The following is a 25,724-nucleotide window of genomic DNA, read 5'->3' on the forward strand; positions in this document are numbered from 1 at the left end:
ATCTTACTCATACTAAACTCCTAAAAATAGTAAGATAAATAAAAAAGGAACGGATTTCCGCTCCTTTTTTATCTTTTTACGATTATCAATCCATTTCCCTTTTAGGCTCTACCAACATGATGTGGGATTCCTTTTCAGTGAAAGGTTTATGCTCAACGCCTCTCGGGACAATAAACATCTCGCCCTTAGAAATTTTCACCTGTCCATCACGGAAATCGATGAACATCTCCCCTTCAAGCACAATAAATAGCTTATCCGTATTAGGATGCTCATGCCATATAAAATCTCCATTAGCTTTAAAAAGCTGAATTTGATCGTCATTCATTTCACCAATCACTTGTGGATACCAATAATCGTTAATTTTAGATAACTCGTCATTTAGTTTAATAGGTTGGTAATGGATAATAATCCCTCCTCACTTTCAAATTCCACTATATTACAGTAATATAAGTAAAAAAGTCGTTATTACGCTTAAAAAGAAAATGCTCCGGCCAGAACTTTTCATTCAGATAGTACAAAGGAGTGATTTCAATGAAAGTACTTTCAATCCAATGTTTCCTTTAACTCTCCATAAGTATAGAACAGTGATTTTCAAATAAGAATGGACCCCTGTTGACATTAGTATGGATTATTGATGAACTTCTCGCGATATTTAGTAGGCGAAATGCCAACTCGCTTCTTGAAAACTCTACTAAAATAAAAAGGGTCTGCGATTCCAACAGCCTGCGCAATTTGTTGTACAGGCACATCACTTGTACATAACATTTTTTGAGCCATCTTTATACGATAGTTCAATAAATATTCTGCTGCCCCCATACCTGCATGCTTTCTAAACACGTAAGAAAGACGATTTCGATTAACATTATTTTGTTCTGTAAGTGTATGAATTGTAATATCTTTATAATAGTATTTACGAACGTAACTAGATATTCGTTCGAATAAAGTATGCGACTCATAATTGCTTTCTCTATTGAAAACACTTAATAAAGCTTCATTCAACGCTTCGCGAAACAGCATTTCGGTCTGAAACATCGAAATGCCTCCACGCTGATTATATACATCCCAAAGACGCATAAGTAATTCGACAAGACGAGGAGATTGTCCTGTTAATAATTCAAAATGCTGATGAGTAAAGCCAGAGTCTTCTCGTTCTGAATTGCTTATCCGATATAAAACAAGAATATATTCCCAGTTTATTTCACCAAGCATTTTATGGGCTAATGTCATTTTTGCACCCCCATGTATAACTTTTCCTGGGGAAAGGATATACGGCGTACCATTAAATTGAAATTGCGTCTTCCCTGTAAGTGGAAATACAAATCCTGGGAAAGAATCTGTAGACTCAGCACAAGGCACACCTGGATTTTTAGCATAACGATATACTCCTTCTACTCGGAAAGGATTATTGGCAAGATACTCTGCTAACTCATTCACGTCCAACTTCACAATGCACGCCTCATTTCAATAATAGTTTTCTTGTAATTCGCGAGATTAATTGGTGTACATTCTGGGTAACGCTAAACTAAAAATAGTACATACGGCTTAACAAGATCTGGTTATTAACCTATAAATATATTGTTTTTCATTTATTGACAAAAGTATCCTCCCTATATTATTGATAATGATTTTCATTGTAGTTTGATAAAAAAACATTTGTCAAGTTGGATGGCGTAGAAAAATGACGAAACAAGGGGTACAGAGGGACCGTTCTGTTGCAAATAATACCTGGTCTTTGTTAACTAATTCCCCTAAAACTGGAATAATCATGTTAATAGTTGTAATGGCTTTATTTGTTACAGCACTTGCAGCATGTGGAAATAATCGTAATCCTGAAGAAGTTGCTACAGCGTATTTCGAAGATGGAAACAGCCTACTATCAAATTAAATGATAGTAGGCTGGCTGTTAAAATTATTTAAGAACTGGGTTATGTTCTAAATGATAAGCTTTCATTATCAAAAAGATTATTACTAGTCCCTCCACAAACAAAAACACCCTATCACTTCGGTTCTAAATTTAGCACCTTCCCCTCTATCCCCTCCGTATTCAATGTAGTCGTATGATACGTTCCACTTACCCAATCATCTATTTGATCATGATACCAATCGCTTCTAAAATGTCCCGACTGTCCTGGTCCTACGATATGATAACCGTTTGACATATCTTTTGTATCAATAACGAATCGCCAAGAAGCTCCGTGATTTACAATACCGTTCTCGCCGTAACTTGCTGCTTGGACGGTAACTTGACTTCCGCCAATTGGAACTGGTTTCTCACGATTAAAAGCTAGTAATGCTAACATACTCGATGATTTCGAAATTGGATGTGTAAAAGCGAGTTGATGATAATCGCCCCACTTCCAGCCCCCAACATCGGGTCCATATTCCTTCTGCAATTTCTTCATTACATTCTCGTACGATGTATGCACAACTTTTGTGAAACCTCCGTACTTAGAAAACCATGCACTATTTTCTCCTGCTACTTGTTTCCGGATTAATTCATCCACAACTTGTGACTTCCCTTCAAATAACTCCATTACATCTTTCGGTATTTCTTTTGAAAATAACGTATTCGAAATCTCTTTCATTAATAAATGGAATATTAATGGTGCCGCTTCATCTTTACTATCGTAAAAATTCCACTTTGTTAATTGGTTTACACCTTCTTTCTCTACCTCATTTAAAGATGCTTTATTTAACTCTTTTAAAAATATAGGAGTAAACTCTTTCCCGTATAAATTCTTTTGATCCATCTGTAACTCTTCTAAATCTTTTACCGTATACTTTTCCTTCTCTTGCAAAAATTCTTGAATACGCATTTGCCTATATGGCTGTGCCCACGTATTGCTAATATGATACGGATAATCATCATCAACAATTTTATTATTCGCAGTTGAAATAAACCCTTCTTTCGGATTTATAACTTTCGGCAGCTGATCAAATGGAATATATCCTTCCCATTCATATTCATCTGTCCATCCTGGAACAGGCAAGCTACCATCACCTTTTTTACGCACTGGTATATTTCCATTCGCTTTATAAGCAATCGTGCCATCGTTTGATGCAAACACAAAGTTTTGCGTTGGTGTATGGAAATCTTGAAGAGCGGTTTCAAACTCATTCCAGTCTTTTGCCTTATTCATATTTAATACAGCTTTTAACTCGGCTGACGGTTCTAAAGCAGTCCACTTTAAAGAGAATACGGTTTTCGTTTTCTCCTTCCCCTTATCCGCAAACTCTGAAATTACTGGCCCATGCCTCGTAATCGTAACGTTATAAGGAATTGTCTTCCCGCCTTTTACTTTAATCGATTCATCAACTACCGTAGCTTTCTCCCATTTATCGTTATACAGAAATTCATTTTCATTATTAGGATTTCTCTTCTCAATATATAAATCTTGCACATCAGGCCCCGTATTCGTAACGCCCCACGCTATTTTGTCATTGTGGCCTAATATAACACCTGGTACTCCAGCGAAAATAACGCCACTCACATTTAAATCTTTCATTTCAAGTCTCGTTTGATACCATATAGAAGGTGTCGCAAGGGATAAATGAGGGTCATCTGCTAAAATCGGCTTACCTGACGCACTCTTCTCACCGCTCACAACCCAGTTATTACTACCGTTAAACTCCGGGGGAATTATCGTTTTTGAAAAACTTTGTGCTACGTCCACATTTGTAGTTTTTAGTTCAGCTAGCAATCTAGGTGCATCTTTCGGATATGTAGGAAATAGCTCATTTGCTTGCTCTTTCGGAAGGTTTTTCAGCGCCCAATATCGAAACGCCTGTCCATGCCAATGTCCTCCTAAGTCAAACGCCATATACTTTCCAATTGTTAAAGAATCCACGATTGACCATTCAGAAGGCTCATAACCTAATATAGTAAACTCAACCGGCAATTTCTTTTCCACTTTTGCCTCACGTATAAAAGCGTTCACCCCATCAGCAAATGACTGCAGGGCATATTTTGCTTCTCCATCATATTGACTAACTGAAGCTTCTGCCGCTCGCCGTAAACCGAGTGTTCGAAACAATTTATCTCGGTCAACAGCTGCTTCCCCAACAACTTCACTTAACATACCAGAAGCTTGTCTTCTACTTAAATCCATTTGAAACAACCGATCTTGCGCTTGTACATATCCTTGTGAAAAATATAAATCATGTGCATTTTCCGATTTAATATGCGGGACACCTTTACTATCCCGCTTCACCGTAACAGCGTGTTGTAAATCCTCTAGCTTTATCGTTCCATCTATCTTTGGCATAGATTTCAGCGTATATATATTCAAAAAAATCGCAGCGGAAATAACTAACAAGAGAACGATACTACTAGCCCAAATAAAAATTCTTCTTCCCCTTTTTCGTTTCTTCTTTATAACGACTTCCATATAACCACCCCTTTCTCACACTATTCGCTTCTTTTTGAGAAAGAACCTTTTAAAAACATTGAAAAACCCCCTTCATTTCCCTACCAATGAAGGGGGTCTTTCTTATCGTTTGCTACGCCAACTTTCATTATGCCCAAGATTTGCACCTGTCGCTAGTTGCACATCATATAACATTTCACTAAAGAAGCGTTTATCTACTTCTTTTGGTACAATGCGTCTTTCATCATCAATTTCATCGTATTCATATGAACCATGATTCACTGTACCTGCTTTATAAAATTGAATGTCAAATACACATACATCTTCTTCATCTTCATAACCAATCGGCGCTCCGCTAAATGAAAGCTCTGCCCCTAATCCAGTACGAGTATCTTCTTTATAAAACGTATAATACACACCGCCATCTTGAACAGATCCACGGATCCATCCAAGCTTCGTCATCTTACCGAATAACGAACGACCATTTACTAAAATACCACCAAATCTCTCAATAGCACTCTCATCATTCTCTTCTACTACAAACACTGGACGCTCAATTTGTAGGAACGGCTGAACAATTCCCGCACTTTCTAATTGCTCTTTCCATAATTCCTTCTCCGCCCCAGACAATTCTAACGGATGAACGAAACCAATAACAGTGCCAAATGAAAGTTCATAACTCTTCCCGTCAATTGTACATAACACGCCACCTTCTGCATAACGGAATGCGTTCAGCAACTTCCCTTCCTTATACTCACCCCAAATGAGTGAAATAGAAAATTGCTTCATAATTGGATTATCCATAAATACAGACTTCCATGCATTATGTGACCAATAACGCTTTAACGAAAGTGCCGCTTCCAATCGTTGTTTTTGCATTGAAAGAGTAGTTCGGAGTTCCTTCTTTAAAGAGGCTAATTCTTTTTTAGCCTCTTCAGCCTTTTCTACATCATCTTTTGCATTCGGCTTTGGAAGTGACTTCATACGTTTTCCTTCCTCTGTCTCTAATTCAATTTTTGACTCTGTAGTTAAAATGGCAGTAAAACTTCGATTCCCGAAATCAATTATCTTTTCACCATGTATAGTAAAGCCAAGGTCCGGCACCAATTGATCTTCCAGCTCTTCCTCTGTTATACCACGTGTTTTCGCAGCAAGACTTAGCGCTTCTTTTGCTGCATTACGTACTTGCTTATGTTTATATTTAAATGCTATTGCATGAATAGACATAAGTGCAAGCTTAGATGAAGACAAACCTAAAGCACGAACGGCATCCGCTGCTATCTTTCCTCTCATTTGAAGCACCCATTCATCAATTTGCTTTATAAGTATGTCGACCATTTTGTCGTCACTATACATTCCGTATAACGAAAGAATTCCACGCTTCTTCACATCTGCGTCTTGAGAAATCCATATTTGATATATCGTTTGCACATATTCTTTTAAGTCCTCTTCATTTAAAGCTCTACCAATTACTTCTGCCGTTTCTTTCTTCTCAATAACAGCATCTGAGATATACTGTTGTAAATAGGCTAACGGAATTGCAGCATCAGCAATTTCATTAGAGTCACGTAAACGGATTTGTGGCTCATCCCCAATCAATTGCAGAAGTGAATTTCTTGTTTGTTCCGTTAAAATACGTGCACATAGTTCTTCGATCTTTTCTTCCTCCGTTTGAAATAAAAACGAGAATTTTCCTGCGAAAGATTCATTTTTACTTTCTTGCAAAGCTTCCTGTACAAGTTTCGTATATTTTTCAAGCTTATACTCTATTAGTATTTTCATCACATTTTCACGAACAATCTTCTTTTTATTATGAAGTTCAACTGCTACATCTGCTGCAGCTTCTACATCTTTTGAAAGCAGTTTAACTACAGACTCACGCATTTTTTTAGATGAATCCCCTAAGCTTTTAATTAAAATCGGACGCATTTTAACCATGTTATCCTTTGCTAACTCTTCTAAAATATATGCTTTTGCCATAGCAGAATACTCATCAAACCGTTCAATTATATATGCTTGTTCTTTTACAATTACACAAACAAGCGCTTCCTTCGCCTTATTTCTCTCTTCACTGTAGCATGCAGCTTCTTCAACTGCATAAGCGATAAGTTTTTCCTTACTTAACCCATACGAAAGCAGATCTTCTAATACTTGTTTCGGCTCTACTCCTCTGACAGAACATTCGTAAAGAAGTTCGTATAAATTAACACTATCATCATCTCCAAACTGTAGTGTAAGTACAGCTTCCCTTTTCGCTACATCATCTATATCCCAAAGAAGCGCAACCTCTAACACCGGCATACCCCAATACATACTTCTATATTTCGGATTTTTAAGTATTTGCTTTATATCCTCAAGTGACAACTTCCCTAGTAAATAATCACAATATGTATCCCGCAATGTAGACAATTTAATTTGCAAAGCAGCAACAAAAAATTCTTCTCGCATTTTCCCTCTATTTAGCTCATATCCTTTTTCGGCTAGCGTTCGTGCGATGATGAGATAATTCATTTTACTTACATATTGCAAAGTTTGTTGAACAAATTCAGGATTTCCCTCCAACATAAAGCATAGCAATTCATATTCATACGTCTTACAAAAATCCTCACTATTCAAATCATGTTGCCTTAGACGATGCGCAAAAAATCTTTCCTTAGAAATCCAAAACTGTGTACAAAAACTTTGAATTTCTTCATATGTTTCTCTATTTACACTACCAGTTTTTTTGTAGTTTTGAGACTGACCAAGAGTGTGACACATATAACGTGTTGCATAGTTTATAAAACCCCAAACATTTTTCTTCGCCAATATCTCAATATATCGCCTCGCAACATTCGAATGTTTATGAACACAAAATAATAGCCGCCAAATATGTTCCGGTAAATTCCCACCTATAAATACTTCACTATCATCTTCACCTTTTAAATACCGTTTAACTGCTTCAACCTTTTCCTTTTCCCCTAGCAGTTTCAATATAAATTCTGTATGTTCTTCTAACCTCTTATTCAATAAAGAACTATATGTACGAAACTTTTCATACTCTACATCAAACATTACGAGAAGTAATGTTAATTGCTGTTTAGTTGGTAAAGTATGTAATTGTTCCTCTATATAGTTCGGTTTCTCTTTTGTTAACTCTCTAAGAAAAACATCTGCTTCATTGACGTAACTTGAAATACTAGATAAATACCTACATGCAATTGCTACAAGTTTGTCCAAAGGTAGTGCACTTTTTTCTAAATAAACCTTCATTTTAGAAAAACTGACATGCGCAAAACGGACTACAAGAACATTTAATAATTGCTCCTCGAGTATATGATAAAATAACCGAAAGAAACCCGGATCTTGTTTATGTACTTTCCTAAAATCGTTTATAAATCGCTCCGCAAAATCGCTTCTTTTTTGATCACGAATCGTCGTTAGTTCAATATCTTTTAAAATCTCTTCTTCTTTTGTCTGTATATATCGTAGTGATAATTGTTCCTGTTCTTCTGTCATATTAATATATTGAAACAACTCAGATATACTAGTAGTCAAACTTTGTACCCCCCGCATCTTTTTATCTATTATAAAAATACCCTTATTTAATGGTAGTATAGCATAAAACCCACAAAAACGAACGTACATTCTACATTAAATTAATATAAATTAAAATACACTACTCAACATACATTTCCTTCTCTCTAAACTTCCCATTACACACTTCTCCCCACTAAAATCCTTTAACTTTTTGCTACACCAATTCCTCAAAATCCCCTTCACATAAGCTAACGTTTTCTTATTATTTTCAAACGCAATTTTAAGTGCCTCTAACACTTTCTCTCCAGAAAATTTTTGTATCCAATTCTTCAATTCTTTCACAATATATGGGGATAAACTACTAATATTTTGTTCATAAAACTTATAAACTTCACTATTTGGAACGTCCTCTTCTATACTTTCTACCTCTTCCGCTTCTTCTTTCTCTTCAATAACTACTTGTGAACTACTATTATCCTCTTCTTTTGGCATACCAAAATGCTGCAATAATAATGGAATCGTGTATTCTTCTTCAAGGCATTTACGTAAAAACATATGTATGAACTCATTACTTTTTACAGTCTTTAACTCACGTAATACGCACTTTTCTACATTCGTATTTGAAATAGGGTTATAGTGTAACCAGTTTATTATGAATACCTCTTTCGTTTCCGTCTCATATAAAATCTTTCCATACTCAACAAACCTGTTTAGCAACTTCTCAACAGTCTCCATACTATAACCTGTTTCAAGCTCTGCCACACGCTTCGGTAATATGTAAATACCACATTGCTTCGTTTTCGTACCAGTTAACAAATATATGTAAAAATAACGCTCCTCTGGCGTTAAATCTAATATGAATTCATCTTGCCAAAAGTTCACCTGCACATTACGGTATACCGCCATATGTTTCCCTCCACTCTTTGCTAGTAAATAGGAAGATTTTAATCCTTCATTATAAAAATAGGAATGCTGGAATGGTTTTGGCATTCGAATTACAATTTTTTTTACTACTACAACGCCGGTTTCATTTTTTCGTGCTTGTTTTGTTCTTGTAGTTGTTTTTGTTTTTGTTTTTTCTTAGTGATTTATTACTTGGTAGGGGCTTATGAGGGGCTTGGAAGGGCATTCTACATTACAATCTATGAAATACAATTTGTTCTTCCTACTAAATAGGAGCTATTCCAAATTATTATTTTGGATAGCTCCTTTCAAATTCTTCTTATTTTTTACTTCTACCAATGTCAGCTTCTACATACAATTTATTCTGCTATTTGCAGGCAGTAAAACTCTCATTTCAAAATTCGGTGAATAAACTGCTCGATTGCAACGCGAGTGGCCCCACTGATTCAAGTTTTATTTTATTTTTGCATTGAATCTAACATCTTCACAATAAAGGCAGCTGCCTGACCACGAGTTGCTGTACCTCGGGGATCAAACTCATTATTTCCAACACCATTAACTACCTTTAAGCTGTATAATCGTTGAACCGATTCTTTGTATGTTATTAAATGCTTATCTGTAAATGGTAATGCTACTAACTCACCTGTAATTCCTTTGTATCGTAATGCTTTGTCAATCATAATAGATACTTCTTCACGAGTAATTGGTGAGTTAGGATCAAAAATCCCTTCACCACGACCATTAATAATTCCTGCACTTGCACAACGTTTAATACCGTCATGAAGTGATGGGTGTGCCTCATTAATATCTACAAATGACTTATTTCCCTCTGGTAGTTTAAGAGCATTCGAGATTAATTTCGCAAACTCCGCTCTCGTTACATTTCGATATGGCGCAAATACACCATTGCCTTCGCCTTGCATAATACCTAGACTGTTTAATTTACGAATATGCCCTTCAAACCAGCCACCTGTAATATCATCTTTTGGTTTTTGTACTTCTTCCTTAGGCTTTTGTACTTCTTCCTTTGGTACATTGTAGTTAATTTTAATCCAACTTGGGTCATAGAAAATCCATTCTCCATTACCTACTTTATACCAACCATTTTTAACCGCTAATACTTTGTAACGATCTCCGTTTGAAGCTTTACGTACAACACGATGTTCAATACCCGCATCACTACGCACATTGATGCCGCTACCATTTACCACTAGTTCCATGCTAGGTTCAGCTGGATTATTTTCATTTGGATCAAATGATTCATTTTTATCTTGTAAAGGCGTATCAATCTGCGCATTTATATTTGCATACCATTGAATTCCTTGTACGAAACCAGCCCAATTACCACGTGAAATTAAAATATCAGGACATTTTTTCCCGCTCCATTGTTGATGCTTGTAAATATGATCTGCACCAATTCCTTCTTTGTTCATTAAATAACCTGCAAGTCGTTTTGCATTTTCTAACGCTTTATTGTAATCACCGTCTTGGTTAACCGCGATCTCAATACCGATAGACTCCCTGTTTCCAGATCCATCTCCATCTCCTGCATGCCAACCATTTTCGTTTGTTGGTAAGTGTTGATAAATTTGTTTATCGTCTACAGTAAAATGCCATGAAGCTGTTCGGAAAGTGCCTTCCGTTGCTTGCTTATATAAATATTTCGCATGATTTTCAGCATTAGCACCAGCGGCCGTATTTGCCGTCTCATGGATTGTAATGTAACGTGCTTTCATCGGATTTGCAGGACGAATATCAGAGTTTCCTGCTGGAACAATCCACTCTACAAATGGAACTCCTGCAAGTGTTCCATATTTCTTCGTACTCGGTGCACTATATTGAATACCTCTTGGCTTTGCAACAGGTTTCATTTGACGATCAGATCCATCATTTCGACCATCTACAGATTCAAATGCCTTTTCAATATTTGAAATAGCTTCCTTTTCTGCTACTTGCCCCTTCTTTGCATCTTTCATTTTGTTTAATTCTTCTGTTTCATCATGTTTATGCTTATATTCTTCTAAAAGCATTTTTTCATTTTCAGATACTTCTGCTTCGTTAACTTGTACATGATTAGGAACTTCCAACTTGAAATTAGAATAATTTAATCCGCTCGTTCCATGTTCTCCTTGGGCAATATTTAGTTGATCAGTTTGAGATTTGTTTATCTCTTCTGCTGATGCTGATAAAGGTACACTCCCTAAAATCACTAGGCTTGTTGATAGTGCGATTACTTGTTGTTTGATTATCTTATTCATTATTATAAATAGATATACACACATTCCCGCCGTGTATATATCTCAACCTCCCTTTGTTGTCACATTAATTTTAAAAATATGAATCTACTATGTACTTTTATATATTTTCTTTTTATTTATATATTTAAATTTCATTATTTTATGTCCATTAAGAAAATATTTATATGTCATCCCTACAGATGAATTTCATCTAACATACTTTTTATAAAATTCATCAACAAACATTATTTTACAACTAATTACAAATACCGTCAAAATAATCAATTTAAACTTAGACAAATAACTGGCATACAATTTCATAATAAGAGATCCTATACTATCGACATACATCTATTCCAAATTCCCTTTAACGTTTTCAACAAGCTCATTTATCGTATTCCGATCAAACTTATCACTAATTTCATATGACTCACGATCTCCTACGAATTGCACGCCCACGATATCATTGCGATCCTTACCGTATTGCACTTCAATAATAGATCCACGCTCTATTTGTTTCCAAATGAGACCTGCTTTATCTTTATTATCTAAAATAATGCAGTCTTCAATATTTTCGTCAATTCCAATTAACTTATTATCATCCATATATCCAATCTCGTATTGTTGCCGTTCTTTCGCTTTGCCACTTACTAATATACCTTTGCTACCATATGAATAATCCATATAGTCCTTTTTCTCCGTTTGTACCGCTTTCGGCTTTTGTGCTTCAGTTTTTTCAGCAGCCCCACAACCTGTAATAAGACTGATTGGCATAACCACTATTAATACTAATCTAGTAAATTTCTTTATCATTTGTAACCAACCTCATATATTTAATGCAAAACTCCATTTATTACTTCATTAAAGAATAACATGATACTAAGTAAACAGAACGAAAGATAACATATTATTTACATACTCGCACTTTAATGAAGGACCAGGTCATTTAAACCTAGTCCTCTATAACTTTAACTTTGCTTCACATACTTAATTGTATGAAATGACGTCTCATTAAATAAACGCAAGTTTTCCCCATCATAATCTTGAACTTTATATGCTATTTTCTTTTTTTGAATTGTATCTTCTACACCGTCTACTAAACGTTTATTGAGATGTAAATAGATTGTAAAAGCTTCCTTATCATATTCCCAAGTTCCTTCAATATAATTCTTTTTATTTGGATACTCACCTTTACCATACGTTTCAAATGTCTTATCACCTTTTAAAATGAGTGACATATTGAAACCGTCTGTTCCTTGGAATCCCCAATTACCGATTAATTCCGTACCATCTTTCACATTCTTCATAACGTTATCTGTATTAATTCCAGCTTTCTTATCTAACTCTTTCAAATCTTTCATAGATACTGTACCGTCACCGATTTTAATATTCCCTTCAAGATCTTTGAATGCCTTAAGCCAGTAAATATCTCCTTCTTTCACTAACTTTTCAGATTTCTCTATTAACTCTTTATCAGTCTTATCACCTTTTTCTCTTTTTTCTTTTCTGGTGAAGACTTCATTTATTAAAGAAAAAGACTCTCTAAAATAACTAATTGCTTTTTCAAAATCTTTTTGTTGGTTTACATACTCTGTCGGGGGATCTATCGACTCAAATTTATCTAACACTTTATTTAATTCTTTCACACTATCTACTATATCTGATTTCTTTTTCTTACCGTCAAAAACCTCTCTTGTAATATTGTTATGCTCCGCAAACAACTTATCAAACTCTACCCCTAATTTATACACTTTATTAGGATAGTCTTCCTTTGAAACTTTTTCTTTCTTACTATTAGACTTCGATTCTTTTACTGTAGACTCTTCCGTTTTCTCCTGTTTAGAAGTGTTCGTTTTCTCAGAAACTCCACACCCAAATAACAACATGACCGGAACTGCTACCCCTAGTAGTTTCTTTGCATTCATGACTGATTTCTCCTTCTACTTGAATAGATTACTCTTACTATACCCATCCTCTTTTTTTATCTTGTAATTAAAGTTACAACTGCAATAACTCCTAAAATTGGTCCCCAATATTCCATTTTTATAAAAAATAGCGAGTGTTTTTTGTTAAACATAACTTTTTCACCAGTTTCGGCATCTATATAAACTTTCCCATTTGGCTTATTAATATATCTCCCTAAATACCAAGACATAACCCCTGATATAATAAACATTACCGCCATTGGCCAACTATGATCTTGAAAATATGTAGCGTCCCCCGTTATAGATCCAAAGATAGCCTTACCCAAAAGAGTATTAATAATTACAATAATTGCGACTAAAAAACCCCAACCAGACCAAATAATCATTTATTTCTCCTCCTAAAGCATACAACTTTGTGCTTTATGTTAATTTGAACTGCAAACGAAAATGTTTAAAAAACCGAATATTCAGACGTTAATAATTACATTTAGCTTACATTCGATTCTAACTTTAATGTTCTAAACGCAAATGAACCAGATATAATTTGTAAAATTGTCGGAATAAGTAAAAAGAATAATGACATAAATAACATAACTATAGGAATCACAATCATACAAACTCCATAAACTTTATTATTAACCTTGTTTACTAAACACGATAAAATGAACAACCCTATTTGAACCGTTAAAATAATAGAGTAATAAGCTAAAAGTTCGTAATCAACACCTTCCATAATATTAAACGCTACAACTATTAATATTATAGAAATAATAATTCCCAAAATGCCACCAATTAAACCTAATACGAATTCAGGCGTTCTTTTCAATTCAATCCCCCTTTTATGAACCACTAACTGCTTGTATATTTTTCCCATTCACCATCATACCAAATATTCATTGAAAAAAATATACAAATGCATTTTTATTCTACTGTACTTTGCTTCTAACTATAGATAACTTGTAGCAGTCAAAAAATCAAAAGCTTCAAAATTACTAACCGAATTGTCATACTGAAAATTATAAATTAATATGATAGAATTGTAGGATTTCTTTAATTTAACTTCTTCCTTAATTCGAGAAAGTATTTTATCATCATATGAACATCCCGTTAATAACATAGAAATGTCATCACTTGCTTCTTCTAACACTTCCTTTTCAATAAAATCCTCATCTACATCAATCATATCTATATTAAAATCAACAAAAAAACTCGCTGGTATAGCGTCTCCTTCTTCATCATACGTAACATCTATATATGTATCCAACTGATCTTGCGTTTTCATATTACCTAACCATATTGAAACTATTCCATGTACTTCCATTGTAGTTCTCCTTTATTTTTTCTCTTGCAGAACCAATTCTATAAATTACCGACTACTTTAAAACTCATAATTTTTATAAATAACAGTTCTTCTTTCCATTTAGTTAAATGGGGTTATTCGGAAATTCATTATTATACTTATTAATTAGCGCTTTATCATTTTCATTAATTGGTACTTCACCTAAGTATTTATGTTTCCAAATAATCATTTGATCACTAAAACTATATTCTGTTTCGAGCCAATTGGTATAATCGAAATGCATGTTAAATTCCCCACTATGTTCCAGAGACATTGTAAAAGAGTACCAAAGCTCTTGCTGATTATCTTTAAAAACATCTCTTAATTCCTTACTCAATTTATATAAAGAATCTTCTTTCCTTTCAAACTCCTCTTCATTAACTTCGTATTTAAAAGGAATTTCTACACTATACTTATAATTTTGTTTATTTCTGAAGTTGTTATAAAAAAAGTAAGTTCCCCCTCCAGCTTCTGATATTTGTGCATAAAAATAAAATTTCTCCCATTCTTCTGGAATCATGGCATGAACCATTTCCGCTATCTCTCTATATAATCGATTCAATTTTATTTCCAATTGAATACCCCCTATTTGATTTTCATCATTCACTTTTTCTATATTATACCACCCTTTTAATTAGCTCTTTATTTCATCTAAAATTCAAACCAAGTCTCGATACTTTTAGAAAGTAGACATACCTCTTGAATACAATTAGTATTAACATATGAAATACGAAAGGCTTAAAAAGGCTTTCACATGAAGAAAGGAAGTTGCACAACTATGGATTTTAAAACAGTTATGCAAGAACTTGAGGCTCTAGGTAAGGAACGAACGAAAAAAATATACATATCTAACGGTGCGCATGAGCCAGTATTCGGAGTAGCTACAGGTGCTATGAAACCAATCGCTAAAAAAATAAAATTAAATCAAGAGTTAGCTGAAGAGCTTTATGACACAGGTAACTACGATGCTATGTACTTTGCAGGCATTATTGCCGATCCAAAAGCTATGAGTGAGTCTGATTTTGATCGCTGGATAGACGGGGCATATTTTTATATGCTATCTGATTATGTAGTGGCAGTAACTTTATCGGAGTCAAATATCGCACAAGATGTTGCTGATACATGGATTGCAAGTGGGGACGAGCTTAAAATGTCTGCCGGCTGGAGTTGCTACTGTTGGCTATTAGGAAATCGCAAAGACAATGAATTTTCCGAAAGTAAAATTTCCAATATGCTTGAAATGGTGAAAGATACAATTCATCATTCTCCAGAACGAACAAAATCCGCTATGAATAATTTCCTAAACACAGTAGCAATCTCATATGTACCACTACATGAAAAAGCAGTCGAGATTGCAAAAGAAGTTGGTATAGTTGAAGTCAAACGGGAGAATAAAAAAAGCAGTTTGTTAAATGCTTCTGAAAGTATTCAGAAAGAACTTGATAGAGGAAGACTTGGTTTCAAGCGTAAGTATGTAAGATGTTAAAAGTATGAAGGTGTCAATCTAGGAGAGATTGACACCTTTTTAGTGGACATTACTAGACTAACGGAGCTGCAAGTTAAAGGGAACCAATCATTCATCTCCCACTATACATCTCAAACTTCTTCTTTCAATTTATATACCCTATCTCTTTTCTCATCATCTTTGATAAAAATAAGTTTTCCTTCTGTAACAAAACCTTCTAATAGTAAACATACTTGTCCATATGCTTTAGGCTTATTCGTAGTGAATCTTTCATCGGGTATTTTACCAGATCGTATTAATTGTTCACATAGCTCAAGCGCACTTATTTCTTCAGAATCAATTAATTCTAAAATATCTTTTTGTAATGGTGATAAAGGGGCTGGTACCTTACATACCTCAGCTACCTCCACCTTTTCTTTTTCTTCTTCAAATAAATCTTCAAATGAAATTTGATTCATTACATCTTTTCCTTTCTAACAATTGATTTATATAACATGAATTGAATTCTATAGGTACAAGAACTTTAAATATTAGCTATTGTTATGTATTGCTTACCTCATTACATGAATTTCAAACTCATGTACATCATTTCATATAGTATATTTTGATTATACCAAATATACGTTCTGTCTTCTATTGTAGAATTTTTATAACAGAAATGAAAGTAATAGTGAACATTTTTCTTCTCTTTAGTTGTATAGAAAACTATGTAAAAAGTTTACATAATAAAATTATAGTGACCTGTTAAATTTCTACGCTAATACGCAAAAAAACACTCGTTGCCTTTAATCGACAATCGAGTGCTTTAAGTTCATCTATTTTTAAGTAGCATAAATTTATAAATTTTGTAGTAACAGTATGACACCATTTATATGTCGTGACAACGACTATGTTAACACTTACGAGTTTGTATGAGTTCGTTAGTTTAATATACATTCCATGTGTTTATATTCGTGAACCAGTAAAATGTCATCTCGCCTAAGCTCGTACTTTGTTTTCTATTCTATATCATTGCACATAACACTCTATGATGGTACAACCATCATGGAGTATCTATTTTCAAACACCCTATTATTTTTTCTATCCACTTCACATAAACTTTATTTTTCATTCATCATTATATTTTTTAATCGTGTAATTTACTTAAAAAATCAATAAATGTATCTGCAATGTAAAATACATTTTCTCTTGCAAGTTCTTCTACTTGTGCTTCTGTTAAACCTTCTTGACGCATTAACATTTCTTTTTCGCCAGCATTCTCATGTTCCCAAAATACCACAACAGGGTTATTTTTGTCATTTTTATAGTCAAAACATATTAAATTTCCTGCTGGGTCAAAAGCAAAAGGAACTAACTCTTTAGGTATAGTAGGGACATAAGTACGATATACTTTAACAATATATTCGCTACTATCCGTATCATAAGAGAGCAATGTCCCAAACACTCTTGTTACTCCATCCACCTCAAACTTATATGGTAATACCGCTGAACCATTATTAGTAGTAGCACACTCTACATAATCACTTGGAAATATAAAATCCATCTGCTTACCCACTTCATATATATATTCTGCTGAAACCGGCTCATCTGGTACTGGCCATGTTAAATCTTTTCTCATCTAATTCCGCCTCCCCATAATTTATTACCACCTAAATGATTTACACTGTGCTTTGCCGAAACAACTAATTGCATTTTTCCAGGCACCTGATGATGATGCCATGTTAAATCTACAATTCGTGGCAATTCCAACTCTATCATCTTTAATTGCTTAGGTGTAAAAATATCTCTCGGTATCTCTCCTTTGTTTATGGCTGCCTTCAATTGCCTTGTACACTCTTCAAATTGTGCATCATCCTTAGCTATAAATAAACTTTCATCTAACTTATGAGTAAACTTAACATCATCACCTTTAAAAATCGGAAAACCTAAAACATCGTAATCTATACCTTTCATATGTGTGCCACCTGCTAGCCCTTTATTAATTATATTATGTTTTGATGAAGCGTTTAAATGAGCATCAACATACCCTACTACCGCTTTAAATTCCTCAACACTATCATAGCCAAACTCTTTAATAGTAGTATCATCTACTTTTGTTAAAAAGTCTTCAACACTATCATAACCTTTAGGCACAATTGACCTATTAACCAAATTCCCGTCTATATCGTAGTCGTTTTTAATTACTTCGTCAATTTCTGATCTATGAACAGTGTTACCCGTACCCTTACTAGCAAGAGAAGCCTCTACACCCTTAATCTTATCATCTATAATCTTATTACTTTCTGTATGATGCTTATTCACCCAGCTTTGGAAATCTGTACCACCTTGTTTAGATAATAGTAAGCCATTTCCTTCAACTTCAAAACTTGCCGATTTGGCTGTCCTATCATCTATGCTTTTGGCTATTTTTTCGCCAAGTTGATACATCTTTTCATTTCCGGATTTCTCCATTTTAAGGCTTGCTAGTTTCAAACGGTCAAGCATAATAGCTTTATTATCACGCAATGATTGTACCACATTTTTACCCAAATTTGGATTAAAACCAGGCATTCCTTCTTTGAATTTTAATAATTTGGCTAAATCAGCTAATTCACTCGTGCCTTTGAATGCTTTTACTCCTTTTCCTACCGCTCCCACAACTGGGATTGCATCTAATCCACCAAAAATGATGTTTCCTACCCGCTCTTCTTGGCTCAATTTCCGGTGTGTTCCCCAGTCTTCTCCGTCGATACCGCTTTTTATTTGTACACCTCCGTATACTACTGCGGCAGCGGCCCCGAGTGGTGGACAAAGGATTGTTGTGATGATGATTCCTACGCCTATTCCTATGTCTCGCACCATTTCTAGTTTTTTCTGTTCATCTTCTATCGATTTGTATTCAAATCCTCGTGTGGATGGGACTACTTTCTTGTATTCTTCATAATTTAATTTTGCATCTGGATTTTGCTTTTTTAGTTCTTTGTATTCCCCTCTCAGTACGTTATCAAATGCAGGTGAATCTCTAAAAATATCTTCTACTGTTATTTTATCTTTCTTCTTCTGTATTGTTTGTGGTACACTTCCGTAGCCTGCATGCGCACCTGGTAATACTGTCGTTGTTGTAGAGCCAATTCGGTTATTTGTTTCAAAACTGAGAATAGATGTATCTCTCATTTTTTGAGCAAATTTATCCATTTCTACTAAAAAAGGTTTATCTATATGTTCAGAGACTAATTGCCCTGCTTCTCCGCAATATTTTTGTAATGTCGTATAACTATCAAGTAATTCCCCGATTTTTTGCGATTGATCTTTAGGATTAAAATGGATACTACCATCCGAGTCTAAATCTCGTATTCTTCCATCAATTCTTTTTAATGATTCATTTGCTTCCCGTAATTTCATGAGTGCATCTTTTGTAATTCGATTCATACCATCCCCCATGTTTTGCCATGGTTCAGGTCTATATTTCACATCCATCTCGTTTTCATCCCCCCAGCCGTATGGTGATTTCTACAACTTACTTAATATCTCACGTAATTGTTCGTCCTTTTCAAGCATTTCTACACATACATTTCCTACAACTGTCGCTGACCTAGAATAGTGTTCAGCCAATTCTAGTGTTTTGTGTAATATATCAGGATATTTTTCAATTACTCTCATCGCTTCACCTTTTTGATAAAAATCACAGCTTAATAAACTCTCAATATTCGTTCCAATGACGTCTACATGGATTTTATATATATTTTCTAACTTCATTACTATATCAAGTAGTTCTTGAAAATTAACTAATACTTCTTCTCCACCACCAGAACCACTATCTCCCATTGATACTTGCATTATTAAATACCTCCTAACGAGAATTGTCTCGGGTCAATTAACTTTTTATATGGCATTTTTAACACGTCATACAATTTCTTATTAACCGCATAGAGGCTCACCCAGTCATATCGATTACGATCTACATCTATTTGAACGAAATCTTCTCCTTCAGTGAAATATAAGAAACATTCCCATTTTCCTCCTCTATTACTTCGAGGCCTCGTATACGTTTCTATCGCTATAACGTCTTTATTTGATAAATCTTTTTCCTCAAATGTTTGTTGTTGTTCTTCTGTCATTCTCTTTGAGAAAAATGTATCTTCTATTTCCCTCGGTTCTCTCAATAAGAAGGGTATGCGTGTTAATAATGAAAAATATACGTCCGGTTTTGGTATGTAGTCGATCTCATATTTTTTATTTGGTTCTATTTCTGTTAATACAGCCACTCGATCTTTATCCTCTTTTAAAAAGCCAATTAATACATTATTCATTCTCGTGTATTCATGACAATTTTCATATTCCTTTAATAGTTCAATTATTTGAAAAGCTGCAGGGGTAATTCTATTTTCACTTGTAAGTAGGCCTTTTTCTTTTAAACTCGTAGTTGCTTTCGTGACACATTCTGCATCAAGCAAAATAATTGCGTCACGGTTTGGCAATCCAAATATGTCGGTAACCCCAGCTGCACCTGCGAGAACATATAATTCAGCAGGTGCAAAACTCATTTCTTTCCCCATTCTTTTATCCCTCGTTTCTCCATCACAGTTATTTTATCGCTCTTACTTCCGATTTATCTCCGTACGTTTGAATGCTTTTATCTAACTCTTTCAAAGCTTTCGTATGTCCTTCAAATGCCTCTACCATTTCTGAATTATATTGAATGATCAAATCAAGATAACTTAAAAATGCATCTCTCGTTTTTCCATTCCATTTCGCACCTGTGACATATGCTTTTAAGTCTTTCGCTTGGTTTAAAGAATCCTTCATACCATTTTCAATGTTTTGTGCGTAAGAAATGGCACTTGCAGTGTTACTTCCTATAATTTCAACCTCTTTACCACTCATGTTGGTTCCCTCCATTCTTTGTATGCTTAATGGATAAAGTTTTCAAATTCCTTTTTCTTTTCTTCAAAAGCCTTGGTCGCTGCAGCGTATGCTGACGCTTTCTCCGATTCTGCTTTCGCTTTATATTCCAAATACTTTGCATAAGCTGTACTTTTTGCAGATCCAATATCGCTTAATGCACTTTTAAAATAGGATAATACTGTATTTAAGTCTTCATCCTTTTCATGACGTTTTTGTTCAAATTCAACTGCCGGAATTTTATTAGCTTCTAAGCCATTACTTTTACTCTCATACTCTCTCTTCGCTGATTCAGCCTCTTGAATGAATTGCTTTAACTCTCTTTCTTTATCTTTTAAATAATCATGTAAATCATCATACCGATCTCGTTTCCTCGCGCTTTCTGTAAAACCCGACGCATTTAAAAAAGCATTGTACAATTCATCTAACATCTTTCTCCCCCTTTAGCACAATAACTATGTAGTTAAATTCGTATATTTAAACATGAATATTCATTACATTAAGAATTAACAAATAATTATTTTTACATATCGCTATTTTATCAAAGGGATTTTAACATTTCCATATTTTATGAATGGCTTTCGCATTTTTCTTCAATAAAGTGAAACTTTAATCAATATGACTATGTATTATTACCTTTTATCCAATTCATTCATATTAAATCCTTGCTTGAGAGTAAGACCAGTTCTTTCTTATTTCATCAACAACTATTTCTGGATAATCCCAATGAAGCGTACGAGTAGGCTCCCTGATTCGTTATACTATTCCTTAGGCTGTTTTATTTCTATATTCATTCCAATATTTTGGCTCAGTCGCTCTTAAAAGAACAATAGAAAAAGGATCTGATATGAATATCAGATCCTTAACTTTAATTTCTTAATACATACATCTTTTTACACGATAACTGGTTCATACGTGCTCAAATTATCATACTCAGTTTTTACAATACTAGGCGGAAGGTTAACACATCCTCAGATTCACCTTTTCTTGTAGCAGTGCCTAATGTTTAATAAAATTAAAGCATATTTTTACTTACCAGACTTAATTTTTTCGTTATATTCTTCTAAAGTTAACCCTTTTTCTTTTAGATAAACAGCAACTTCTTTTCCTACATAACGATAGTGCCATGGCTCATACTTAATGCCAGTAATATTCTCTTTATCTTTCGGATAGCGGAGAGTAAATCCATACTCTGCAGCATTCTTATCTAACCATTTGAATGCATCGGTAGTTTCAAATTTTGCATTTAAATCTTCTACAGTATTCTGCCATTCAACTGAAATAATGTCTAACGCTAATCCAGTATGATGTTCACTTGCACCAGGATACTGAAGATATTCCAATGCCTTAGCACTAGCCTCTTTATCTGACAAACCTTGAGATTTATAGCTTTTAACTGAAGCATCATAATAGGTTTGTTGTAATTTTATAGCTCGATAACCTGATCTTAAATAAAGATTGATTCCCTCTTTTTTTGCAGCTGCTACCATATCCTGATAGGAAGTTGCAATTCTACTATCTATTTTCATATTCGGCTTAGCATTTTGGGTAATACTTGTTAATTCAATTCCTAGTTCCTTTGATAACATATGCTCTCTATTTACAAGAATAATTCTCCAATCATTAGGATCAGAGATAGGTAAAACATCTTTTTTATTCGCATGTATCTCTTTTTTATTTTTATCGTTATTATTAGTAGTTTCCTGAGATGTTTGCTTTCCACTACAAGCAGCAAGACTCCATCCCATTGCCAATACCAATGCTAAAATTATAAATTTTTTAATTGTATCTCATTCCCTTTTTGTTTATTAGTCTTTATACCAATTTCCCAACACGTCTCTAGGAATCTCCTTGAAATCCTTCAAAGAAACGGGGCCGACAAATTTTTTAATTCCATGTTTTTTAGAATCTTCATCCGAATAATCTTTTAAAAATTGAATTTTAAATTGTTTCTTACCATCAGCGTAGTCGGTTACTGTCGGTACGATTGCCGCTTGTCGTATACCAAAAGTTTTATCTTCATACTTAACAAATTGTACATAAGATAATCCTCCAACCAATGTTTCTAATTTTTCTTGCGCAGAAATAAGATTTCCAAGAGAATAATAGATTAGCGTTTCATGTCCATCTTTATTTTTTTTCCACTCAATTGGTTGAATTACATGTGGGTGATTTCCAATTACTACATCTACACCTAAATCTGTTAAATATTGAGCAACTTCTTTTTGTTGCTTTGAAGGTGTAGATGTATATTCTACTCCCCAATGCACCATAACAATCACCATATCAGAGCTACTCTTTGCCTTTTCCACATCATTTTGTATCGCTTTTTTATCAATTAAATTTAAAGCCCAAGACTTATCAGCCGGAATTTTAATTCCATTCGTACCATATGTATAATTTAGTAACGCAAAGCGAATACCATTTTTTGTAATCGTTTTTATTTCATTACGCTCGTTTTGACTCTCATTCATGCCTACTGGGATAACATCCGGATATTTCTTCCAGTATTCTCTTGTATTCGCAACACCTTTAATACCCATATCCATAGCATGATTTGTCGCTTGCGTCACTATATTGAATCCAGTGTCCACTAAAGATTGTCCTACTTCTTCAGGTGTATTGAAAGTCGGATATCCCTGTACTTTTAGATTATTTCCTGCAATTGGAGTCTCCTGGTTCACGATAGCAAGATCACTTGATTTAACAGCTTTTTTGATATTTTCATAAATATAGTTATAATCATATGAACCGTCTTTTTGTTTGCCATCTTTAATTACTGCATCATGATATAAATTATCACCCGTTGCTATTAAATTCACAACCGATTTTACTTTTTTATCTTCCGTAAAATTAGTAGACTGTTGGATAGGACTCTTCTCTACCCAATTTGGTGCTTTTAATGATGTATCTATATTAGATTCAGCCGGTGGTAATGAAGCTTTAGATGTCTTAACATCTGTATTACCACAAGCAGTTAAAAGCACTAAAAAAATAAGACATAATAAAAAAAACTTTTTACTTCTCTGTAAAGTATCTAACATGTGATCCTCTTTTCTGTTTTATTACTTATAACCAGTTCTAACAAATCATTCTTTAAAACAACGTATTTTGGTTTTACCCTTAATTATGGAAGGACACTCTGTTACATTTACTTCGGAATATACAGATAATCATTTTCCATTCTCTAGCAATCTATCAATTCCATCAGAATTGATAGATTGCTAGAAAAATATGATCCATCAGGATGTCGACTAGTTTCATATACCTGTTCCAATTGCAGTAACTCGTTTAATCTAAACAAGATAGAAGAATAGTTCATATAGCCTCTTCTCTTGCTTTACGTTTGTAGTGGCTCCAAAAAGAGGGGATCGTTGCTGTACCCCCTTTAAATATTATGGAATCTTTGTAACTAACTTCTTTACGTTAAGCGACAAACATTATACCGATAACAATAAGTAAGACCCAAGAACTTATTTTACCAATATACGAAAAAAGTAGCAATCTTTTGACCCATATAAAGAAGCCAATTAGGAGAAATGAAAGGGAGATTCATTTTAATTAATTCCTTCCTTCATTGATTAATAAAAAAACAAGCCACCCAGCTATTGGATGGCTCTATACGATAAAGAGAATTTGTTATTGGATTACTTCAATTTCCCTTCAAAAACAATCTTCCTACCGCACGGCTCAACTACTGTTTTACCGTCTTTCTTTACTTCATGAAAGATCGGCTCTTCCATACGACGAGACGGAGCGTAGCCTTCTTGTTCCATACGTGCTAAGCAGTCTGTAATTGTTTCATTTTCAAGTACTTCAAATTTCTTTTTATTAGGTTGTTTTGTCATGCCCTAACCTGCTTTCTATTTTTCTTGATGCGAATTGATTCTTCATGTAGACCATATATAACATTGCTAGAATTCCCATTATAATCATAACCGCAATAAAAAAGCTTGTATACTGTATTTTTTCTATAAATACGCCGCCTAATACAGGCCCCATAATACTTCCTAAACTAAAAGCGATTCCGGATAATATATTACCTGCCGGTAGTAAGTGTCTCGGTAATAAATCAGTCATAAATCCAAGCCCTAAAGAGAAACACGATCCAATAACCATACCCGCTAAAAGCATGCAGGCAAAGACGATCCAGTAATATTGATCAAATACGGCAGCAAGTAGAAAAATGCCCGTACTTATGCTAAACGTCCACGTTAATATACGATCCCTTCCGTATTTATCACTCAATATACCGAGCGGAATTTGTGTAATAATACCCCCAACTGCAAATGCTGGTAATAAGAAGGATACATCTGAAACAGACCACCCTTTACGAAGCGCGTATACTGGTAAGTTACTATTTAACATCGCCTCAAGTACGCCATATGCAAGTGGTCCTAGTAACGCAATCCATCCTAATCCAACAACTTGTCTATAACGAGAAAATGATGATTCACTCTTCACTTCACTTTCATCTTGCGCTGGGAATGCATTTTTTGTTGGAAGTAGTAAAAGCCAACCTATTAAACAAAGTATAGTAGATATAATAAATGGTGTTGCAAGACCGTACTGCACAGTGCTTGCTAAATACGGACCAACAGCAAAACCAATTCCGAAGAATACACCGTATATCGATACTTGTCTCCCTATTTTACTTGGGTCTGATGTTGTCGTGATCCACGTTTGCGTTCCGACATGCAGCATATGATCTCCGACTCCAACTAGAAATCTAAGGATAAACCATACCCAAAACGAAAATGTTTGTGTAAAAAAGAATAATGAAATAATAACGAGAAACCCACCTATAACGATAATTGGCTTCATTCCAAACCTTTGCATCGGTTTTTCAAGAAACGGCGAAATAACTAATATCCCAATGTATAATGCCGTTGCATGAATACCGTTAATACTTGAACTAACCCCTTCTTGTTCAAAAATCATTGCAATGGCAGGTAAGAGCATTCCTTGTGATAAACCAGAAATTGCTACAATCCCAACCATAATCCAAAATGTAAAACGCATTGACATCCTTTGTCCCTCTCCTTCTCACGCTTCCACTTTTCATTATAAACTGTTTCTTCAAATGCG

The 25,724-nt window shown here is 34.4% G+C and carries 25 protein-coding genes; 2 read left to right on the plus strand and 23 right to left on the minus strand.

Going from position 1 to position 25,724, the window contains the following annotated elements; all coding sequences use genetic code 11:
- Positions 1-85: 85 nt before the first annotated feature.
- Together RT27_RS16095 and RT27_RS16100 are read right to left on the minus strand one after the other, a co-directional pair.
- A complete protein-coding gene (locus tag RT27_RS16095) occupies positions 86-325 on the minus strand; it encodes a cupin domain-containing protein (protein ID WP_000997182.1) in 240 nt (79 codons plus the stop codon).
- Positions 326-618: 293 nt separating this feature from the next.
- The gene (locus tag RT27_RS16100) at positions 619-1,446 is read right to left on the minus strand and encodes an AraC family transcriptional regulator (RefSeq protein WP_043936646.1); all 828 of its coding nucleotides are present in this window, start codon (positions 1,444-1,446) and stop codon (positions 619-621) included.
- A gap of 232 nt (positions 1,447-1,678) precedes the next feature.
- Between RT27_RS16100 and RT27_RS16105 the strand changes: the two genes are divergently transcribed.
- On the plus strand, positions 1,679-1,885 hold the full coding sequence (locus tag RT27_RS16105; RefSeq protein ID WP_043936647.1) for a hypothetical protein: 207 nt from the start codon (positions 1,679-1,681) through the stop codon (positions 1,883-1,885).
- A gap of 112 nt (positions 1,886-1,997) precedes the next feature.
- Here RT27_RS16105 and RT27_RS16110 read toward each other — a convergent pair whose 3' ends face one another.
- From RT27_RS16110 to RT27_RS16155, 10 genes are all read right to left on the minus strand, one after another.
- On the minus strand, positions 1,998-4,388 hold the full coding sequence (locus RT27_RS16110; protein ID WP_043936648.1) for a penicillin acylase family protein: 2,391 nt from the start codon (positions 4,386-4,388) through the stop codon (positions 1,998-2,000).
- A gap of 102 nt (positions 4,389-4,490) precedes the next feature.
- Entirely contained in the window at positions 4,491-7,904 is a 3,414-nt protein-coding gene (locus RT27_RS16115) for a DUF4132 domain-containing protein (protein ID WP_029442806.1), read from the minus strand.
- Between the two features lie 111 nt (positions 7,905-8,015).
- Positions 8,016-8,792 carry a DnaD domain protein gene (locus RT27_RS16120; protein WP_029442807.1) on the minus strand — a complete coding sequence of 259 codons (777 nt, stop codon included), beginning with the start codon at positions 8,790-8,792 and terminating at the stop codon, positions 8,016-8,018.
- A 455-nt stretch (positions 8,793-9,247) separates the two neighbouring features.
- A complete protein-coding gene (locus RT27_RS16125) occupies positions 9,248-11,047 on the minus strand; it encodes an S-layer homology domain-containing protein (RefSeq protein WP_043936694.1) in 1,800 nt (599 codons plus the stop codon).
- Positions 11,048-11,377: 330 nt separating this feature from the next.
- The gene (locus tag RT27_RS16130) at positions 11,378-11,839 is read right to left on the minus strand and encodes a hypothetical protein (RefSeq protein ID WP_029442809.1); all 462 of its coding nucleotides are present in this window, start codon (positions 11,837-11,839) and stop codon (positions 11,378-11,380) included.
- Positions 11,840-11,994: 155 nt separating this feature from the next.
- The gene (locus RT27_RS16135; protein WP_043936649.1) at positions 11,995-12,951 is read right to left on the minus strand and encodes a DUF3994 domain-containing protein; all 957 of its coding nucleotides are present in this window, start codon (positions 12,949-12,951) and stop codon (positions 11,995-11,997) included.
- Positions 12,952-13,007: 56 nt separating this feature from the next.
- The gene (locus tag RT27_RS16140; protein WP_043936650.1) at positions 13,008-13,337 is read right to left on the minus strand and encodes a hypothetical protein; all 330 of its coding nucleotides are present in this window, start codon (positions 13,335-13,337) and stop codon (positions 13,008-13,010) included.
- Between the two features lie 101 nt (positions 13,338-13,438).
- Positions 13,439-13,777: a DUF4064 domain-containing protein gene (locus RT27_RS16145; RefSeq protein WP_000831724.1), complete on the minus strand. Its 339-nt coding sequence runs from the start codon at positions 13,775-13,777 to the stop codon at positions 13,439-13,441.
- Positions 13,778-13,897: 120 nt separating this feature from the next.
- Positions 13,898-14,272, minus strand: coding sequence for an immunity 22 family protein (locus RT27_RS16150; protein WP_043936651.1), 375 nt, complete (start codon positions 14,270-14,272; stop codon positions 13,898-13,900).
- Between the two features lie 103 nt (positions 14,273-14,375).
- Positions 14,376-14,864 (minus strand): antitoxin YezG family protein, encoded by a 489-nt coding sequence (locus RT27_RS16155; protein ID WP_043936652.1) that lies wholly within the window; start codon positions 14,862-14,864, stop codon positions 14,376-14,378.
- A 204-nt stretch (positions 14,865-15,068) separates the two neighbouring features.
- Between RT27_RS16155 and RT27_RS16160 the strand changes: the two genes are divergently transcribed.
- Positions 15,069-15,776, plus strand: coding sequence for a DNA alkylation repair protein (locus RT27_RS16160; protein ID WP_043936653.1), 708 nt, complete (start codon positions 15,069-15,071; stop codon positions 15,774-15,776).
- 110 nt (positions 15,777-15,886) lie between these two features.
- Here the strand turns inward: RT27_RS16160 and RT27_RS16165 are convergent, their stop codons facing one another.
- The 11 genes from RT27_RS16165 to RT27_RS16215 all read right to left on the minus strand — a co-directional run bounded on the left by RT27_RS16165 (position 15,887) and on the right by RT27_RS16215 (position 25,664).
- Entirely contained in the window at positions 15,887-16,213 is a 327-nt protein-coding gene (locus RT27_RS16165; protein WP_043936654.1) for a DUF3895 domain-containing protein, read from the minus strand.
- Between the two features lie 668 nt (positions 16,214-16,881).
- Positions 16,882-17,373 carry an SMI1/KNR4 family protein gene (locus RT27_RS16170; protein WP_043936655.1) on the minus strand — a complete coding sequence of 164 codons (492 nt, stop codon included), beginning with the start codon at positions 17,371-17,373 and terminating at the stop codon, positions 16,882-16,884.
- Positions 17,370-19,211 (minus strand): HNH endonuclease, encoded by a 1,842-nt coding sequence (locus RT27_RS16175; RefSeq protein ID WP_043936656.1) that lies wholly within the window; start codon positions 19,209-19,211, stop codon positions 17,370-17,372. Before RT27_RS16175 ends, RT27_RS16170 begins: the two co-directional genes overlap by 4 nt.
- Before the next feature lie 33 nt (positions 19,212-19,244).
- Entirely contained in the window at positions 19,245-19,571 is a 327-nt protein-coding gene (locus RT27_RS16180; RefSeq protein WP_001198201.1) for a hypothetical protein, read from the minus strand.
- Between the two features lie 2 nt (positions 19,572-19,573).
- The gene (locus RT27_RS16185) at positions 19,574-20,290 is read right to left on the minus strand and encodes a DUF5081 family protein (RefSeq protein ID WP_016080944.1); all 717 of its coding nucleotides are present in this window, start codon (positions 20,288-20,290) and stop codon (positions 19,574-19,576) included.
- 28 nt (positions 20,291-20,318) lie between these two features.
- A complete protein-coding gene (locus RT27_RS16190; protein ID WP_043936657.1) occupies positions 20,319-20,618 on the minus strand; it encodes a WXG100 family type VII secretion target in 300 nt (99 codons plus the stop codon).
- A gap of 26 nt (positions 20,619-20,644) precedes the next feature.
- Positions 20,645-21,067, minus strand: a complete 423-nt coding sequence (locus RT27_RS16195; protein ID WP_000883462.1) for a hypothetical protein — start codon at positions 21,065-21,067, stop codon at positions 20,645-20,647.
- Between the two features lie 597 nt (positions 21,068-21,664).
- On the minus strand, positions 21,665-22,396 hold the full coding sequence (locus tag RT27_RS16200; protein ID WP_000241993.1) for a M15 family metallopeptidase: 732 nt from the start codon (positions 22,394-22,396) through the stop codon (positions 21,665-21,667).
- Between the two features lie 48 nt (positions 22,397-22,444).
- Entirely contained in the window at positions 22,445-23,680 is a 1,236-nt protein-coding gene (locus tag RT27_RS16205) for a CapA family protein (RefSeq protein ID WP_043936658.1), read from the minus strand.
- Positions 23,681-24,283: 603 nt separating this feature from the next.
- Positions 24,284-24,484, minus strand: a complete 201-nt coding sequence (locus RT27_RS16210; protein ID WP_000166303.1) for an NETI motif-containing protein — start codon at positions 24,482-24,484, stop codon at positions 24,284-24,286.
- Entirely contained in the window at positions 24,468-25,664 is a 1,197-nt protein-coding gene (locus RT27_RS16215; protein ID WP_043936659.1) for an MFS transporter, read from the minus strand. The genes RT27_RS16210 and RT27_RS16215 overlap by 17 nt, the downstream gene beginning before the upstream one ends.
- Between the last annotated feature and the right edge of the window lie 60 nt (positions 25,665-25,724).

Source organism: Bacillus sp. L_1B0_5 (assembly GCF_000836715.1).
Taxonomy (GTDB): Bacteria; Bacillota; Bacilli; order Bacillales; family Bacillaceae_G; genus Bacillus_A; species Bacillus_A thuringiensis_S.

Bases quoted from the DNA above. Each gene is read 5' to 3' on its own strand.
- RT27_RS16095 (WP_000997182.1), bottom strand. From the start codon at position 325: ATGAATGACGATCAAATTCAGCTTTTTAAAGCTAATGGAGATTTTATA.
- RT27_RS16215 (WP_043936659.1), bottom strand. From the start codon at position 25,664: ATGTCAATGCGTTTTACATTTTGGATTATGGTTGGGATTGTAGCAATT.
- RT27_RS16185 (WP_016080944.1), bottom strand. From the start codon at position 20,290: ATGGGGAAAGAAATGAGTTTTGCACCTGCTGAATTATATGTTCTCGCA.
- RT27_RS16130 (WP_029442809.1), bottom strand. From the start codon at position 11,839: ATGATAAAGAAATTTACTAGATTAGTATTAATAGTGGTTATGCCAATC.
- RT27_RS16120 (WP_029442807.1), bottom strand. From the start codon at position 8,792: ATGGCGGTATACCGTAATGTGCAGGTGAACTTTTGGCAAGATGAATTC.
- RT27_RS16195 (WP_000883462.1), bottom strand. From the start codon at position 21,067: ATGTTAGATGAATTGTACAATGCTTTTTTAAATGCGTCGGGTTTTACA.
- RT27_RS16180 (WP_001198201.1), bottom strand. From the start codon at position 19,571: ATGCAAGTATCAATGGGAGATAGTGGTTCTGGTGGTGGAGAAGAAGTA.
- RT27_RS16205 (WP_043936658.1), bottom strand. From the start codon at position 23,680: ATGTTAGATACTTTACAGAGAAGTAAAAAGTTTTTTTTATTATGTCTT.
- RT27_RS16140 (WP_043936650.1), bottom strand. From the start codon at position 13,337: ATGATTATTTGGTCTGGTTGGGGTTTTTTAGTCGCAATTATTGTAATT.
- RT27_RS16150 (WP_043936651.1), bottom strand. From the start codon at position 14,272: ATGGAAGTACATGGAATAGTTTCAATATGGTTAGGTAATATGAAAACG.
- RT27_RS16165 (WP_043936654.1), bottom strand. From the start codon at position 16,213: ATGAATCAAATTTCATTTGAAGATTTATTTGAAGAAGAAAAAGAAAAG.
- RT27_RS16170 (WP_043936655.1), bottom strand. From the start codon at position 17,373: ATGAGAAAAGATTTAACATGGCCAGTACCAGATGAGCCGGTTTCAGCA.
- RT27_RS16190 (WP_043936657.1), bottom strand. From the start codon at position 20,618: ATGAGTGGTAAAGAGGTTGAAATTATAGGAAGTAACACTGCAAGTGCC.
- RT27_RS16110 (WP_043936648.1), bottom strand. From the start codon at position 4,388: ATGGAAGTCGTTATAAAGAAGAAACGAAAAAGGGGAAGAAGAATTTTT.
- RT27_RS16125 (WP_043936694.1), bottom strand. From the start codon at position 11,047: ATGAATAAGATAATCAAACAACAAGTAATCGCACTATCAACAAGCCTA.
- RT27_RS16160 (WP_043936653.1), top strand. From the start codon at position 15,069: ATGGATTTTAAAACAGTTATGCAAGAACTTGAGGCTCTAGGTAAGGAA.
- RT27_RS16175 (WP_043936656.1), bottom strand. From the start codon at position 19,211: ATGGATGTGAAATATAGACCTGAACCATGGCAAAACATGGGGGATGGT.
- RT27_RS16105 (WP_043936647.1), top strand. From the start codon at position 1,679: ATGACGAAACAAGGGGTACAGAGGGACCGTTCTGTTGCAAATAATACC.
- RT27_RS16135 (WP_043936649.1), bottom strand. From the start codon at position 12,951: ATGAATGCAAAGAAACTACTAGGGGTAGCAGTTCCGGTCATGTTGTTA.
- RT27_RS16210 (WP_000166303.1), bottom strand. From the start codon at position 24,484: ATGACAAAACAACCTAATAAAAAGAAATTTGAAGTACTTGAAAATGAA.